This window comes from Caryophanon latum, from assembly GCF_001700325.1.
Lineage (GTDB): Bacteria > Bacillota > Bacilli > Bacillales_A > Planococcaceae > Caryophanon > Caryophanon latum.
Genome location: NZ_MATO01000030.1, coordinates 37,773 through 53,942, shown reverse-complemented (window position 1 = coordinate 53,942; position 16,170 = coordinate 37,773). Strand labels below are relative to the sequence as shown.

At 42.1% G+C, this 16,170-nt stretch carries 13 protein-coding genes; 5 read left to right on the top strand and 8 right to left on the bottom strand.

The window, feature by feature from the left end; genetic code table 11:
* Complete coding sequence (locus A6K76_RS07400) at positions 1 to 324, top strand: hypothetical protein (RefSeq protein WP_066463621.1); 324 nt, start codon at positions 1 to 3, stop codon at positions 322 to 324.
* A gap of 49 nt (positions 325 to 373) precedes the next feature.
* Here A6K76_RS07400 and A6K76_RS07395 read toward each other — a convergent pair whose 3' ends face one another.
* Positions 374 to 1,306, bottom strand: coding sequence for an AEC family transporter (locus tag A6K76_RS07395; RefSeq protein ID WP_066463620.1), 933 nt, complete (start codon positions 1,304 to 1,306; stop codon positions 374 to 376).
* A gap of 87 nt (positions 1,307 to 1,393) precedes the next feature.
* Complete coding sequence (locus A6K76_RS07390; RefSeq protein ID WP_066463619.1) at positions 1,394 to 5,518, bottom strand: S-layer homology domain-containing protein; 4,125 nt, start codon at positions 5,516 to 5,518, stop codon at positions 1,394 to 1,396.
* A 451-nt stretch (positions 5,519 to 5,969) separates the two neighbouring features.
* On the opposite strand from A6K76_RS07390, the gene A6K76_RS07385 reads away from it, so the two are divergent.
* Positions 5,970 to 6,548, top strand: a complete 579-nt coding sequence (locus A6K76_RS07385) for a hypothetical protein (protein ID WP_066463618.1) — start codon at positions 5,970 to 5,972, stop codon at positions 6,546 to 6,548.
* 48 nt (positions 6,549 to 6,596) lie between these two features.
* Here A6K76_RS07385 and A6K76_RS07380 read toward each other — a convergent pair whose 3' ends face one another.
* Entirely contained in the window at positions 6,597 to 7,133 is a 537-nt protein-coding gene (locus A6K76_RS07380; RefSeq protein WP_066463611.1) for an SEC-C metal-binding domain-containing protein, read from the bottom strand.
* A gap of 205 nt (positions 7,134 to 7,338) precedes the next feature.
* Positions 7,339 to 8,229 (bottom strand): LysR family transcriptional regulator, encoded by an 891-nt coding sequence (locus A6K76_RS07375; protein WP_066463610.1) that lies wholly within the window; start codon positions 8,227 to 8,229, stop codon positions 7,339 to 7,341.
* Positions 8,230 to 8,366: 137 nt separating this feature from the next.
* On the opposite strand from A6K76_RS07375, the gene A6K76_RS07370 reads away from it, so the two are divergent.
* The gene (locus tag A6K76_RS07370) at positions 8,367 to 9,557 is read left to right on the top strand and encodes a coenzyme F420-0:L-glutamate ligase (protein ID WP_066463608.1); all 1,191 of its coding nucleotides are present in this window, start codon (positions 8,367 to 8,369) and stop codon (positions 9,555 to 9,557) included.
* A 48-nt stretch (positions 9,558 to 9,605) separates the two neighbouring features.
* Here the strand turns inward: A6K76_RS07370 and A6K76_RS07365 are convergent, their stop codons facing one another.
* The 4 genes from A6K76_RS07365 to A6K76_RS07350 all read right to left on the bottom strand — a co-directional run bounded on the left by A6K76_RS07365 (position 9,606) and on the right by A6K76_RS07350 (position 14,696).
* On the bottom strand, positions 9,606 to 10,727 hold the full coding sequence (locus A6K76_RS07365) for an S-layer homology domain-containing protein (RefSeq protein WP_066463606.1): 1,122 nt from the start codon (positions 10,725 to 10,727) through the stop codon (positions 9,606 to 9,608).
* A 306-nt stretch (positions 10,728 to 11,033) separates the two neighbouring features.
* On the bottom strand, positions 11,034 to 12,116 hold the full coding sequence (locus A6K76_RS07360) for an S-layer homology domain-containing protein (protein WP_066463600.1): 1,083 nt from the start codon (positions 12,114 to 12,116) through the stop codon (positions 11,034 to 11,036).
* Between the two features lie 579 nt (positions 12,117 to 12,695).
* Positions 12,696 to 14,123 (bottom strand): DEAD/DEAH box helicase, encoded by a 1,428-nt coding sequence (locus A6K76_RS07355; RefSeq protein WP_211271748.1) that lies wholly within the window; start codon positions 14,121 to 14,123, stop codon positions 12,696 to 12,698.
* Between the two features lie 30 nt (positions 14,124 to 14,153).
* On the bottom strand, positions 14,154 to 14,696 hold the full coding sequence (locus A6K76_RS07350; RefSeq protein WP_066463598.1) for a sigma-70 family RNA polymerase sigma factor: 543 nt from the start codon (positions 14,694 to 14,696) through the stop codon (positions 14,154 to 14,156).
* 311 nt (positions 14,697 to 15,007) lie between these two features.
* Here A6K76_RS07350 and A6K76_RS07345 point away from each other — a divergent pair, with 311 nt between their 5' ends.
* Both A6K76_RS07345 and A6K76_RS07340 read left to right on the top strand, forming a co-directional pair.
* Positions 15,008 to 15,499 carry a hypothetical protein gene (locus A6K76_RS07345; RefSeq protein ID WP_139108660.1) on the top strand — a complete coding sequence of 164 codons (492 nt, stop codon included), beginning with the start codon at positions 15,008 to 15,010 and terminating at the stop codon, positions 15,497 to 15,499.
* 81 nt (positions 15,500 to 15,580) lie between these two features.
* A complete protein-coding gene (locus tag A6K76_RS07340) occupies positions 15,581 to 16,168 on the top strand; it encodes a TetR/AcrR family transcriptional regulator (protein WP_066463596.1) in 588 nt (195 codons plus the stop codon).
* The last annotated feature ends 2 nt before the right edge of the window (positions 16,169 to 16,170 follow it).

Here is a 16,170-nt window from a genome sequence, read left to right as displayed (position 1 = left end):
ATGCAAGCATTATTTCATAAATTACGGTCCACATTTCATAAGCAAAAACAGCCAACAGCACGTCATACAACTACGCTATGCGCATCACGTCGCACTAGCACTTTGAATACACAACTGACCTCCTACTATGAGCGTTTAGACGCAAATGATTTATCAGGAGTGGAATTATATACACTCGGTGAATTAGTCGAACGCTACATGCATGAACGTGCGGCACTGGAATCTCGTGAAATCATTACATATTTCAAAAAGAAACTGTACATGACGACGGGACCTACAATTTTACAAACAAAACTACAAGCGGTTCGTCCGTATATTCAATAGAAAAAAGGCGATGCTTCTGTCGAGTTGACAGGTGCATCGCCTTTTGTCGTTAAATTGGGAATAACATCGTCGCCGCGTAAATGACGAACGTTACCGTAATACAGCTCACGACCGTCGAGAATAATACGGTTTGTGCCGCTGTGTCCGATTCAATATCGTACTCTAGCGCTAAGCTTGAGCTATTGCGCGACGTCGGGAACGCACTTGCAATGAGTAGCGACTGTGCGACAACGCCATCAAGCCCAAGCATATAAATAATGCCAAGCGCTACAGCTGGTCCTAGCACAAGACGCGTAAAGCAGCTGACGATAATTAAACGGTTGAACATTGTGCGCACTTGAATTTGCGACAGCTGCATCCCTAAAATGAGCAGCGCCACCGCAACGAAGCCACCTGCAATGTAATCAAGTGGTATGCGAATCATTTGTGGAATCGGCACATTGAGCATATTCAACATCGCACCTAAAATAAGCGCATGTACAATCGGCATCTTGAGGAAATCTCGCACAATTGCCATGCCAGACTTCGTTGACGAAATTAAATTGTATAGCCCGTACGTATACGTCGTCATGTTTTGGAAAATGACGAGAATGACTTGAATCGCAACCCCGATCGGCTGCGTGACGAAAATCATTTGCGCAACCGGAATACCGTAGTTGCCTGAGTTAATGAGGACGACACTATTTTTAAATACCGCTCCCTCTAATCGATTCAGCCCCATTACTTTCGCAAGCAGCGAGCTAAGCAGCATTTGACTGCCGATAAACAGCACGATAAATATCGTAATTTGTCCGAGCACCTCTTTGTTGACGGACGTTTCGTAAATGCTAACGAACACCGCAGCAGGCATGAAGCAATACGTAATGAGCTGCGACATCGTTTTTAAATTAAATGTAAACTTTCGCTGTAAAAACACACCGACTGCCATTAAGACGAGAATCGGCGCGACGATTTGAAAGAATATCATCGATAAGTACATCATGTTGCGTAACCTTCTTTTTTTGTTTTACATTATACCACCGAAAAAAAAGCACGATGCAAAAAGTTGCACCGCGCTTTTTTATTCATATTATTGTCTACCTACATTACGTGGGTCGATACCTAAAATGCGGTTTACAATAACGTTCGACGTGTTACCGTATTGGTCTTGTAATACTAAGTATATAGTACCTTCGTTCATGAATACGGCTGTCGGATCTTGGCTCTTAACCGGCATGTTAATCGAGCTACTTGTACTTGGTGAATCGCCTGAACCGTAAACTGTGTAGTTCGGGTTCGTTTCACCTAACATTACGTCAAGCTTCGTCGGTGGTGTAATGTTACCTTCTTGACCACGCGCAATACCAACGAAGTAGTACTTCACGTTGTAAGCGTTGTAGTTCGCTGTGTAGTTAACTTTAATCGTTTTACTTTGTTCTAAGTACAGACCATTTGCATCTGGGTTAGACGATACTTCGTAATGCGTATCGCGAACAAGCTCGACAAGTTCGATATTCGGGCGGAAGTCTTGGAATTTGTAATCCCCTTTTTGTACCGCTTCTTCGAATACATGATTTACTTTCACGGAATCGACTACTGATTCGTTCATCGTTACTGTGAAGTCTTGTGAGAACTGCTCAGCGAACGTTAACTTTACTTCGTACGGATTGTATGTCGGCGTCGTCGGTGAAGTTTGTGTTTCGACCGTCGTCGGCACAACGATACGTCCGTCGTTTAATCGTACGATGAAATCATCCGTCGTTAACGGAATAATGTCGTCCGCTGTGTCACGCTTAATCGCCTCGTTAAACGTTAATACGTAGCTAATATCATCGAGCTGACGTACTAAAATTGGATTTAATTCTGGCTTAATACCATCCGTGTATAGCTCTGCTTTGTGTAAGTTCGGCGTCGTATTTTGTGACGTATCACGCGCGATGAAATACACTGTGTAATCTGTATGCGGCTGTAACCCTTCAATCAGTATGCGGTTATCCGTACGAATCATACCGGCTGAACCTGTTACCATGCCTGAAATATTTGTCATCGCTTTCACTGCCTCAAATTGCTCGCGCGTTGTTAGCACACCGCTGTTCGGTAAACCTGTTGCGTTTGTCGGGAAGGCGATATACTCGATAACCCCTAGCTCGTCTGATGCGAAGTTCAGTCGTCCGGCTGTGTTACTTCCTGGTTCCGCATTTGCATTCACAGCTGTAATGCTCGGTGGTAGCTTATCCATAATCATCGGAATTTCAATGACGTTTGCTGATAAATTACCAGAACGGTCTACCATGAACGCGTACATCGACCAGCTAATTAACTCTGATAATGTTGTCGGAATGGCAATATCTAATTGTTGCTCACCTAAATCAAGTGGTGGATTGTCCCCTGGATAAATTGGTGTACGCGTAATATCTTGCGCATCCTTCACTTCAAACGGCACACGGTCCATAATGTCGCGCTTATGGTCGTTTAACATTTGCACGTCCAGTCCTTCAGGTAAAATAACGTAGTAGAACGTTCCGGCTTCTGTCGTATTTAACATAAGCTTCGCATGCGTTTCAGATTCTAGCTTTTCGAAACTTGTCACCGTTAATGACGGAATGACAACATCTTCGTGACGGTACGATGCGTAGTTACGAGGGTTGTCCTCATCCTTATCCGTTACGACTGGGTTGTCGGCTAAATCGGTTACGCCTGGCAATGCACGCGCGATAATTGTATCGTTTTGTACTAAGCCGGTTAATGCCGGTAACGTAATTAATACGCGTGATGTTCCGCTTGAGTGACGTGAATATTCCGCTTTAATCGGATTAATTTTTTCTTGCCCTGTAATGTTAATAATCCCCGAACCTGTTAACTCGTAGTTCAGTACATTTTCAGCTGTTTCTTGGTTAAGCTCCTCGCTGAAATATAAGTAAAACTGCGTGCGCGCTGAGTTCGTGAACACAATTTTGCTATCCATTACGTATGGCTTCACATCATCTAGCGCTAATGTCGTAAACGGTGTTTCTGTTACAGATGAACGGTTTTCTGCTGTATCGACACCGACAAGCGCTACGGAATAATCCGTTAATGGGTCTAAGCCTTCCATTTCAATTGTATTTTCGCCTTCTACCATTTCTTTATATTTCGTCGTATCGTTCATCGAAATGTTAATGATCGTCTGTGCTTCGTAGCCTTTATTCCCATGCCCCTCCGTCACGACGATGTAGAACATACCCGCTTCCGTTGCAGTAAACGTTAATCGCGCCTTTTGACCGCTTTGGTGCGGCACAACTTGGACGTTCGATATACGCGGCGGAATTGTATCTGGTGCATCTTTCATGTCAAATGTGAACGATTCAACACGCGTTGACGTATTCCCCGCATTATCCTCAATGACCATGTAAATTGTATATTCTTTCGCTGAGTGTAAACCCGTCATATTAAACGAGTTCGCACCTTCCATCATACCGCCCGTACCTTGGAAATCCCCGACACTTTGCGATAAAATTTGGCGCTTCGTCGGTGGTGATTGCGACGATTCTAACAATACGTAGTAATACTTCCCTGCCTCATTTGAGTTGAAGTCTACTTTCGCTGAGTGGCTATCTGTCGGAATAACGCGTAAGCCTGTTAATAACGGTGCGATACGGTCTGGTACTAACGTATTTTCATCAACCGTCTTATCGATTTCATTGCCATCTTTATCGACAATTAATGAAATGTTCGCACTGTCGTTACGATAATCGTTAAAGATGATGTTTGGATTTTCGTTATTCGTTAACACCGCTGTATCAATCCATAAATCAAAGCCTTGTGCTGCTTTACCGTTTGAATCCACCATCGTCGCTAAGTTCGTGCCACCTTCGTCTTTGTTGACGATGTAGCGATTGACAATGCCTGTAAAGTAAAGCATTAAGTTACCGAAGTTTTCCTTCGTTAACGTACGTACTTGGCTTTTACCGTAAATTGCTGTTGAGCCATTCGTATATACATAAACGTCACGTACGTTTGCGTGAATTTCGATTTGCTCTACATCGTCAATAAGCTCTAGTCGACGAATTTCACTATCCGATTCAAACTTTAAGCGATTTTGTGCAACGACCATTTTGTTGCTCGTCACGTTTTCAAACTTAATGTTGCGTGATACGTTCGTTAAAATTGTCGACGTCGTACGAATACCGTAATCGTTTGCGACACTCGCACTTGTATAACGTGTTAATTGATTTTCGACGATGCTTGACGTTAAACGACGCAAATCTGTAGATGGAACTGAAATCGTGCCGTTTACATGCAAATTGCGCACAATAATATGATTGCTTTGAATTTCTAAATCCGCATCAAGCGTTAACGACTTTGCATCTAATACGACGTTTGTGCGCGCATTGCCACTCGCTTTTAACACAAGCTTCGTAATGTCTTGCACTTTGCCATTTGATACGCGCCCTTCAATTACTGCACCTTTTAATGCTGCGGCATTCGCCGTTGAAAACAGCATATTAAATTTCGGATCTACTGTATATGAATTGCCGTTAATAATGACTGTACCTGTTGATGGCACGCTCGTAATTGTATGTTGCACCGAAATCGTCTTTGCAACTTCCTCTGTGCGCACAATAAATGTCGCCATTTGTCCGCGCGTTAAGTTTTTCGTCGGACCAAATGTCGTCGGTGAATTTCCTTTTGTAATGTCATAATCCCAAAGTGTTTGAATGTAATATGACGATTCTGTATTGTTTGATACGTCCGTAAAATGGTGGTTTAGCTTCGTTGACTTATCTAAGCCGTAACCGAGCGTTAAAATTTTCGCCATTTGCTGACGTAAAATTTGAGCGCCTGGGCGGAATGTGCCGTCTTGATAACCGCTAATGACACCTGCATTCGCTAATGCCGCAATGTACGGATAATACACATGCGTTGTTGGTACGTCTGAAAATCCTGGGTTGCGTAAATTTTCCGGCTGCGTATTTAAGCCGATTGCGTTTGCGAGCATTTTTGCCGCATGTGCACGCGTTAACGAATCATTCGGTTTAAATTGCTTCGTGCCGTTTTGCTGCGGATAGCCTGAAATAACCCCGCGTTCATATAATTCAATAATGCTTTTATAATGTGAATTTGTTTCACTCACATCCGTAAAAACAGAGGCGTACGTAGCAGGTGCTACCATCGCTACACTACCGACTGCCAATGTAGATGCAGCGAAAGCTTTCGTAATTTTTTGTCGATCCATAGTTGTGCTTCCTTTCTCCGTAAAAGTTCCATGTATACAAGTATATTGCACGCTGCAACACACAATCATCGCTTCATAAAAAAACGATACAATGATCGCTTTCGTACGTTTTATATCGGTCATTTCACATAGAATCGTAGAACAAAGGACAACAAAAAAACCAAGTGACGAAAAATAGTCACTTGGTTGTACAATACCTATACTTCCTAAACGATGAGAGCGTCGGAAGAAAAGGGGGAAACTTCGCGCCCATTGCATCGTCTACTTTCTGAAGTATAGAAGTACATATGTTGTGCTTACATTTATATTACCCTGAAGTATTTTTTATAATCTTCTTTTTGTATCTTTTTTTAAAAAGCGATAATTATCGTGACATATACTGTCTTAATGACGATATCGCTACATTTTCACAAATAAACGCTTTATACTATTTGTTAAAGGGGGTCATTTTATGAAAAAAGTATTCATAATCGCATGCTTCATTAGTTTATTTTCGATTACGCCTGCTACATTCGCGATGAACAGCGAATTTCAAAAGCCTGACGATGCACTGGAGGAGGATGTATACGCAACGCCTGCTCAAGAAGATACAGGCGAAATAATTGAATCAGATCCAGCTGCACCACCGGAAATTTTGCCGCCGCTTGTCACAACAGAAGAGCAGCCTGCTGCACAGATCGAAACACCAGCAGCACAAGCTGAACAAGAAAATGCGAATGCGTCGACAACGAACAACGAAAATGTAACGACACCGCAAGTGCAGCCTGAACTAACAGAGCAAGTAGATCAAGTAGAGGAAGCACCTCAAGTAGATGCTACAGAAGATGTACAATCAATTGTGGAAGAAACACCGCAAACAGATGCTACAAGCAACGACACGACAACGTCTGCTGACGGCGACGAGCAAGACATCGTTATCGAGCAATCGAACAATTTTTGGCTGTTTGTCATTGCCGGTGGTACAATTTTATTCATTATCTTGCTGCTTTTATTCCAGCGTCTACGCAACAACAATCCATATGACCGATAAATAAAAAAATCATTCGAGAAAATAGTCTCGAATGATTTTTTCTTTTCATTAGCTAAATACGTATAACTTTTCATCGTACGGCGCGCCGCAGCACTTTTTGAACTTTTTGCCGCTGCCGCAAATGCATTTTTCATTGCGTCCTGGCTTTAAGCGCAAAATAAGCTCTTGTCGTGCATTTTCACGCTCAATCGCCGCTGCATCTTCCTGCTCCTCAAACTGATCGCGCCACTCTTCTAGCTTCGGATGCTTCACATCGTAGTAACGGTAAGCATTGTAGTAATAGCACGTCATATCTAAAAACACTGGGTCATGCCCTGATTGTTCATATTGTTGTAATAATGGCACTGCTTCTTCGGCAAGCATGAACGTCAATGCTTCTAATGCCATCGCCTGCTCGTCTTTTGAAAGCTCGTCATACGCTTCAACGATCGCCTCAATCGCCTTATCTGTTGCGATGCCTTGTAGCACTTTAAGCGCGAATGCAAACGACTCCTCTTCAAGTAAATACGGCTTTACTTCTTTCACCGCTTTTTTCGAACCAATTGCAATATAATAATTGCTCTCTTGATGTAATCGGTGTCGCATAAAGAAATGATTCCGCATAAATGGGCTTCGCAACTTTTAAATTTGCAATCATATTTAATGATATTTCATTCATTTTCACCGCTTCACACCTCATCTACACTTTCTTTCATTATGCCATGTATTCATAGACATTATACGTCCTTTTATACACTGTATTATGGACTTCCAACCGTTCGTTCCCTTATTATAAATGATGCGCATACATTTAAGCAAAACGCGCATCAATAATTTTAATAAACTTCTTTGTGGCGCGTGACATCGGAATGTTTTTAAACGTGCAAATTCCTAAGCTGCGCGGTGGGATTGGCTCTTCTAACGGTATTTCGTGCAAAATGCCGCGCGACAAATAATCTTTTGCAAATTCCTTCGTCACACATGCAATACCTAAATTAATGCGCGCAAACTCTAACAATAAATCGTGTGAACCTAAATCAAATTCCGGTGCTAGTTCGTATCCTTGCTGCTGCAAATATTCCTCGACGTATTGACGAGAATTCGAGCCCTTCTCTAAAAAAATGAGCGGCATGCGTAGCAACGTCCGCAGTGCAATTGGCTGAATCGTCAAGTTTTTATATTTATCGCCACAAACGAATATATCTTGAATTTCTCCACATGGCAGCAAATGTAGCTGTGGGTCTTCAATCGGTAAATTGCAAATGCCAACGTCTACCTCACCTGCCTTTAACGCTGTCACGATTTCGTGCGTCGTCCCATTTTTAATTGTCAGCTTAATGCCTGGATAACGCATATGGAACTTTTCTAAATACGTTAATAAATAATAGCGCGCAATCGTATCTCCTACACCGATGCGCAGCTCCCCCGTCATTAAATTTTGAAACTCGTCCATTTTCAGCTCAGCTGTTTCGAGCAAGCTTAGTGCAGACGTGACGTATTCGTGTAATAACTGCCCTTCATTCGTCAGTTGAACCCCTTTTGACGTGCGCGTAAATAAATACGTTTTTAAATCTTTTTCTAAGTTCGCAATCGACTGACTCACTGCTGGTTGCGTCATGTACAGCTCCTTTGCCGCCTTTGAAAAGCTTTCGTGCCTACTTACTGTATGAAAAATACGATACAAATCTAATTTACTAACCATATAAGCCCACCTTATATCCATTATCAATTTTATTAATTTCACTTATAACATATTTTTTAGTATAGTAAAACTATATTGAGTAAATGAACGAAATTAACATGAATATGTCGATTTTACATACAGAGGAGAGAATCATTTTGACACGTGTAGTAGGTACAGTAGTTCGCGGTCTTCGCGGTCCAATCATTAACGAAGGTGACGACATCGAGCAAATCGTTGTTGAAACAGTTTTAAACGCTGCAAAAGTAGAAGGCTATGAAATTCAAGATAAAGATATCATTACAATTACAGAGTCAGTTGTAGCTCGTGCACAAGGTAACTACGCATCAATCGATCACATCGCACAAGACGTAGCGGCAAAATTCGGTGATGAGCCAATCGGTGTCATTTTCCCAATTCTTTCTCGTAACCGCTTCGCAAACGTATTACGCGGTATTGCACGCGGCGCGAAAAAAGTCATTTTAATGTTAAGCTATCCTTCTGATGAAGTTGGGAACCATTTAGTAGATATCGATGAGTTAGACGTAAAAGGTGTAAACCCTTGGACAGATACGTTAACAGAAGCTGAATTCCGTGCACACTTTGGCTACAAAAAACATACGTTCACAGGCGTTGACTACATCGAGTATTACAAAGAATTAATTACTGCTGAAAACGCTGAAGTAGAAGTAATTTTCTCGAACAATGCAAAAACGATCGTTGACTATACAAAATCAGTGTTAGCTTGTGACATTCACTCTCGCTTCCGTACACAGCGTTTAGTAAAAGCTGCTGGTGCGACGACAGTGTATTCATTAGACAACATTTTATCTGAATCAATTAACGGCTCTGGCTTCAACGAGCAATACGGCTTATTAGGCTCTAACAAAGCGACAGAGGAATCAGTAAAACTATTCCCTCATACTTGCCAACCAATCGTTGACGGCATCGCTGAAAAATTAAAAGCAGCTACTGGTAAAGATATCGAAGTGATGATTTACGGTGACGGCGCATTTAAAGATCCAGTGGGCAAAATTTGGGAGCTTGCTGACCCAGTTGTATCTCCAGCGTTCACAGCTGGCTTAGGTGGTACGCCAAACGAAGTGAAATTAAAATATTTAGCAGACAACAACTTCTCTCACTTACGCGGGGAAGATTTAAAATCAGCTATTCAAGACCATATTAAAAACAAAAACGAAGACTTAGTTGGTGCGATGGAAGCACAAGGTACAACACCTCGCCAATTAACAGACTTAATCGGTTCATTATCTGATTTAACGTCTGGTTCTGGTGACAAAGGTACGCCGATGATCTACATCCAAGGGTACTTCGATAACTATACGCATTAATAACGAAAGAGTTAGATAGGTTCGCCCTATCTAACTCTTTTTTTGCGTTTATCGTGCCACGCGCTTTGATAGCCACGTCGTCCAGTAACCGCGCGTATCCTTCACACCAATAACGCCGTAATCTTTTGCGACATATAATGTTGACGTATCGATTTTCACAAATTGTCCGCGGTCGTTATGCACTGGCCACGCCTCCTCGATGACGACAACTTCACTATAGTTCACACCACCTACACGCACTTCCTCGTTCGTATTTAATACACGTGTACGCTGCGCAATGCCTTCTTCATCATTTAATGAATTGTGCTTCGTGCCAACTGTAAATGGATACGGTGAAAATGTCGCAACGTCTGAGCTTTGTACACCTTGCACCCAAGAGCCTGACTCCATAATGTACAAGTCCTTTGATGCAAGCTCGCCTGTATCAGCGTTATACAAATTCCAATAGTCCGTTACACCATTTGCATTAACGTCGCTGTAATCATACGTCATCATATAATTTTCATCATCGACCGTTTTGTAATAATACGAGTAGTTCGTATCGGGCTTATAATTACCGCCTTTTAATGACATCGCACGCGCTAAAAACGCTGAAAAATGCGCGCGTGTTAATAGCGTATTCGGCTTGAAATCTGGGAGTTGCCCTTCTACATCTCGATAGCCTTGTGCGACATTGTTCATCGTCACGAGCTGAATCGGTGTGTAAAATTCGTACGTTTTCGCTACGTCGCGGTACGTCACCGCATTTTGAGCAATCGATTTCAAATTAAAGCTCGTCGATAAAATTTTCGCCATAAACGCGCGTGAAATGCTTGATTCCGGTTTGAAATGTGTCGCCTTACCAAAAATGCCTGCCGTGTACACCGCCGCAATTTCTTTATAATATTGATGCGTCGTCGGTACGTCCGCATAGCCTGGATTTTGCACATTCGTCGTCGGTAACTCAAGCACCTTGACAAGCATCGCGGCAATATGCTTTTTTGCAATCGGTGCGTTCGGCTTAAACGTGCCGTCGCTATAGCCGTTAATAATACCTTCGTTCGCTAAATATTCAATTTCAACTTGTAACGAGTGCTGTTCGCTTACATCTTTAAACTTCGCAGCGCTTGCTGGCATTGTAAGTGAAACGGTCAATGCGAAAGCCAATGCTGTTGTTACGATTTTTTTCATGCAAATCGCTCCTTTTCTACTATTTTAACTAAATATTCAGAACATTTATAGCAAAATAGCGGATTTTCAAGGAAATGCGCTTTTTATACTATATACAAGGTGATTGAAATGTAGAATGTGAACGAGGCTCGAAACAAGAGGCGGACTCCTGCGGGAAAAGCGTGAGCGAGAGACTACAGGCTCGAGCCACGCCCGCGGAAAGCCTGCCTCGATGTGGAGAGCCGACGAACAAAACGCTAAAATACATTCACCGTCTATATAGATAAAAAAACAGAAGTGCGTAATATTTACACACTTCTGTTTCGTTTATTGAGCAGCTACGCGATCTGTTAACCAATATGTGAAGTAGCCGTCTGTATTTTTGTATGCGATAATGCCATGCCCTTTAGCGTAATATGTCGTAATTTTTTCGGTACCGCCACCTCCATTAGGCATCGTTTCTTCAACGATTACAACATCGTCATATGTCTTGCCTGCAATTTCAATCGTCACTTTCGTATTTAACACGTTGCGCGATAAATAGCCCGGTGATTCACCTTTACGACCAATCGTGAACGGAAACTCAATCGTCGTTCCTACGTCCGATTGTGGCACACCTTCGTAATAATGGCTTGGACTTGTAACATACATTAAGTAATCCATTTTCTCATTCGATGCGTTATCAAACAAGTTCCAATATTTATACGTCATGCCACCTGTCGTATTTTGCCCGTCAAGCTCCATGCGATATGCGTACTTCCCTGCATCTTCATAAAAATATTTGTAGCCTACTTCCGGCGTAAAATCACCGCCGCTAAGCGATAACGCGCGGGCTAAAAACGCGGAGAAATGCGCACGTGTAATCACTTTGTCTGGACGGAATGTGCCGTCTTCTGTGTATCCTTTTGCGATATTGTTCATCGTCACTAGCTGAATCGGCGTGTAATATGGCGATGAAGCTGGTACGTCTTTATACGAAACGGAATTTGCGGCAATCGATTTTAAATTAAATGCTTTCGCTAAAATTTGTGCCATAAACGCGCGTGTAATCGTCGCATCTGGTTGGAAGTATGATGCGTCGTCAAACAGTCCTGCTGTGTACGCAGCGGCAATATCCTCGTAGTACAAATGCGTCGTCGGAATATCTTTATAGCTCGGCTTTTTCAAGTTGTCCTTCGGTAAATTCAATGCTTTTACGACCATGCGTGCAATGTGTTTTTTTGCGATCGTGTTGCTCGGGCGAAATGTACCGTCCTCATAACCGCCAATAATGCCTTTTTCCGCTAAGTAATTAATTTCAATAGCGAGCGAATAGCCATCTGATACGTCCTTAAATTTTGCGGCGCTTGCTGGCATTGCTAATGTAAAAGCAAGCGCGAACGCGGTTATTACTGCTATTAGTTGTTTCATGTTGCATCATCCTTTTCCATCATTTTTCACTGCTATACGTGTTAGCAATTATTCGTCATATTCCTCTCCAAATCGACAGCAAAGCTCAGCATTTGTCATGAAGGCGATGCCATTTACGGAAGCTCTCCTATTGTGGTCGTCGTTATTGTTGTCTTCCTGAACTTACATTATACAAAAATACCATTGTAAAACGGTTACTTGTGAATGTCATTTTCATAACAAATTCATTACGTGCGTGGCATTTTTTATTTTATTCCGTTTCGTGCCCATACCCATTTTGAATGTTTTTTAGCATTTATGACGACGATTTTATCTACCTACGCAAAAACTTATAAAAAAAGCATAACGTTTCGTAACAATTGTTACAAAATGTTATGCCAAGCGTGTTGATTAGCTATTCAACTGGCCGTTCGCGTATTGCGGCTCGCTCCATGCCACTACAATGCTGCATTCATGTCAGTTTTGCTGCTGAAAACAACAGATTTAGCTTTATCAAAGTGGCTAATGAACAGACGTGATGTTATGCGGATCATTTGTAATTGGCGCAGCACGTCTCATCGCTCGCTGAAAGTATGAATATTATTTTTTCGCCTTGTGTACTTTTAATGTTTTACCTTTTACAGTCGTATTTTTCATCGCTTTCATGACGCGGTCGCCTTTACCATTTAAAATGTCGATATACGTGCACGTTTCTTGAATCGAAATGATGCCGATATCGCTTGCATCAATACCGTCAATGCGACAAAGCGTGCCGACAAAATCGATAGCGCGCAGCTTTTTCTTTTTACCACCGTTGAAGTACAGCTTTAAAATGCCTTCGTTTACCGCTTCTGTTTTTAGCTTGCGACGTGGTGGCAGCGTGCGCTTTTTCTCCTCAAACGCATCTTCCTCTTCATTCGTATAGCTAGCTGGTGCGTCGTGCTGCGAAATCGTAAAGCCGATAAACTCCTCAATTTGTGCTAAGAAGCGGTTCTCATGTGGCGTCACAAACGTAATCGCCGTTCCTTTATTGCCGGCGCGTCCTGTACGACCGGTTCTGTGGACGTACGCTTCAAGCTCTAGCGGAATATCAAAGTTCACAATGAGCGATACTTCTTCAATATCAAGCCCGCGCGCTGCTACGTCTGTTGCAACTAAGTAACGGAACTCACCGCGCTTAAAGTCACGAATAACGTCAAGACGGTCTTGCTGATTCATACCACCGTGCAGTAGGTCACAGCTATAGCCGTATTCATCTAAATAGTCATATAGTGCGTCGACGCGGTCTTTCGTGCGGCAAAACAGGATACAGCTATCTGGATTTTGCTTTACGAGCACGCGATGCAGCGTACGATTTTTTTCATCCTCTACAACGTTCATCCACATATGCTCGATGTTTTGTGCTGTAAATCCTTGCGACTCAATTTCTATTTGCACAGGTGCGTTTAAAAATTTATTCGCTAGGCGTGTTACTGCGTCTGGGAACGTTGCAGAAAATAGCATCGTCACGCGCTCTTTCGGTAAGTTTGCTAAAATGCCTTGCACTTGGTCGATAAAGCCCATATTCAACATTTCGTCCGCTTCATCTAGCACGACGTAACGAATTTCGTCTAGCTTTAGCGTGCCGCGGTCAATATGGTCTTGTACGCGCCCTGGTGTGCCGACAACAACATGTGTTTTTTGACGTAGCTCGCCAATTTGATAGCGAATCGGTTGTTTGCCGTAAACCGCTGCAGCTTTAATACGCTTGAAACGCCCGATCGCTGTAAAGTCTTCCTGCACTTGTACCGCTAGCTCGCGCGTCGGTGTTAACACGAGCACTTGTGGTTTGTTTTCTTCCCACACGATGCGCTCGCATAACGGAATAACATACGCTGCTGTTTTCCCGCTGCCAGTTTGCGCTCGAGCTCGCACGTCTCGACCGTCTAGCACATGTGGAATAACTTCCTGCTGCACTGGCGTTGGCTCGCTATATTGTAAATCGTGTAATGCACGCATAATTGGTGCGCTTAATTCAAATTGTTTCATGCCGTTCCTCATTTCTATTGTATTTGCTCATTATACACGTCGCGCCGCCCTAAGTCTTGCAACTAAGCGTTGACGACGTTTTTTTAACGTTTCAACAGCGATGCCTGTTTGTTCGCTCAGCTCATCATACGAATAACCGTCAATATACAGTGCGATTAACAACTGTAGCTCAGCTCGTGTCACCTTTTGTACGATATGCTCGTCAAAATAATCACTAACGTCATGCAGTTGTGTGCCACGCTCGCATAAAATCGTCAGCGCCGTGTCATCCACTGGAATTTGTCTTCCTAAAAATTGCTGATCCTTTTTAAGCTCATTCAGCAATGCATATTTCACGTGCGTATAAATGCATGTGACGAGCGTACCCTTTTGTTCGTCGTACGCCTCGAGCGCTTCAAACAATGCGACTTCTGCATATACCATGTACTCATAGCGACGATTTTTCGCAATATATCGGTTGACGAGCGTATATAATAGCGGACGGAATTGCTGAAGTGCTTTGTTAAAGTAATAGCGATCATGCCAGTCGGTGCGCTCTCCCGCTTTAAAATAATGAATGATATGCTGTTCCATAACATTTCCTTACTCGCTACATGTAACGGCTGTATTCCTAGGTACGTTTACTATAACGAGCGAGACGCATTTTCTCACATATGCTATTATTCAAATGCACGGCGCTATTTATAAAATAGCACGGCGTATAACATGTATACGTTCTTCAAAAAAAGTTACATAAAGCTTGTAGTTATTTAACGGTATTTTTTAAACGGGCTAAACTAGGAGTTGTTTTTTTTATATGTCCTTTTATACAATAAATGTAGTGAGATTAAGCTTATTCGTTTATACGCTTATTTATTGCTTACTGTTTAAGGGGGCGTTTTTAATTGTCTGTAAAGATGAGTTATCAACCTAACTTAAACGATGTTATTTTAGTCGTCGCTCCGCATTACAATACCAATACAAAGAGCGTTATTTATACGTACACACAAAATGGTTCTGTAATGGAAAACTTCACTTGCTTAGAGACGACATCATTCGTTGAACAGTTTTTATACTTACAAGGCACCTCGATTATCGGTAGTCGTGAAAGTGCCCGCGTGCTTTATAACTTCAGCAAAAACATTCCACTTTATGCACCAATTACACAACAAGTCATTCATCAATATGTAATGGAAGCCGCACCTGATCCAATTTATTTCTTCACAAGTATGTATGAAGTGACAGAACTAGCAAAAAAACGTTGCCAGCTTACGTTACATTCACTTTCATTCATCGTTAAAGCCTCTAAAAAACAATGCGTTTCACGACGAGATCGCATTTCCCATTATTTAATGCAAAAATTATCTCTTCATTCCCCAATAATATGTAAGCCGTAATATTGCACAAATTATTTAACTATTTGTTAAAATGAATGTATATGCAAAGCGTTGACTACAAAACGATTAAAGGGGACAGTTATGAAACAAGAACGCTCAATCGAAACACGCAACAAATTAATTCGTGCTGGGCGCGTCATTTTCTTAAAAAATGGCTTCGCAAACGCCACGATGACACAAGTGATTAAAGAAGCTGGTGTTGGTTATGGTACCGCTTACGTCTATTTTAAAAATAAAGATGATTTATTTTATGTCATCATAGAAGAAACAATTTTAGGGTTGCAGCAAGTGGGGTCGATGCAGTTCACACCACGTTCAAAAGAAGAAGCAATTGCAATAATTGAAAAGCAAGCCACTTTATTCATTGAGGAAGGGCTACGCCAAAAAGAAATGTTGCGCGTCGTCCATGAGGCGATTGGCTGTTCAACAATTATTGCAAAAAAGTGGCAGCAAGCACGCCATTTCTTTGAAAGCAGCATTGCTCGCGACGTACGTTATGCACAGGAACATAATTTAGCGAGCCGTCTTTTTGATGCACAAGATGTTGCAAAATTGTGGTTTTCATTAAATGAAAAGGCATTGTGGGATTGCATTTCCCAAGACGACTGCGATGCTACAATGTCCGCGAGCTTAATCTCACATTTTTATATCGCAGGATTGTATGCATAAAA

Bases quoted from the DNA above. Each gene is read 5' to 3' on its own strand.
- A6K76_RS07380 (WP_066463611.1), bottom strand. From the start codon at position 7,133: ATGCGACACCGATTACATCAAGAGAGCAATTATTATATTGCAATTGGT.
- A6K76_RS07400 (WP_066463621.1), top strand. From the start codon at position 1: ATGCAAGCATTATTTCATAAATTACGGTCCACATTTCATAAGCAAAAA.
- A6K76_RS07375 (WP_066463610.1), bottom strand. From the start codon at position 8,229: ATGGTTAGTAAATTAGATTTGTATCGTATTTTTCATACAGTAAGTAGG.
- A6K76_RS07350 (WP_066463598.1), bottom strand. From the start codon at position 14,696: ATGGAACAGCATATCATTCATTATTTTAAAGCGGGAGAGCGCACCGAC.
- A6K76_RS07390 (WP_066463619.1), bottom strand. From the start codon at position 5,518: ATGGATCGACAAAAAATTACGAAAGCTTTCGCTGCATCTACATTGGCA.
- A6K76_RS07395 (WP_066463620.1), bottom strand. From the start codon at position 1,306: ATGATGTACTTATCGATGATATTCTTTCAAATCGTCGCGCCGATTCTC.
- A6K76_RS07355 (WP_211271748.1), bottom strand. From the start codon at position 14,123: ATGAAACAATTTGAATTAAGCGCACCAATTATGCGTGCATTACACGAT.
- A6K76_RS07365 (WP_066463606.1), bottom strand. From the start codon at position 10,727: ATGAAAAAAATCGTAACAACAGCATTGGCTTTCGCATTGACCGTTTCA.
- A6K76_RS07340 (WP_066463596.1), top strand. From the start codon at position 15,581: ATGAAACAAGAACGCTCAATCGAAACACGCAACAAATTAATTCGTGCT.
- A6K76_RS07385 (WP_066463618.1), top strand. From the start codon at position 5,970: ATGAAAAAAGTATTCATAATCGCATGCTTCATTAGTTTATTTTCGATT.
- A6K76_RS07360 (WP_066463600.1), bottom strand. From the start codon at position 12,116: ATGAAACAACTAATAGCAGTAATAACCGCGTTCGCGCTTGCTTTTACA.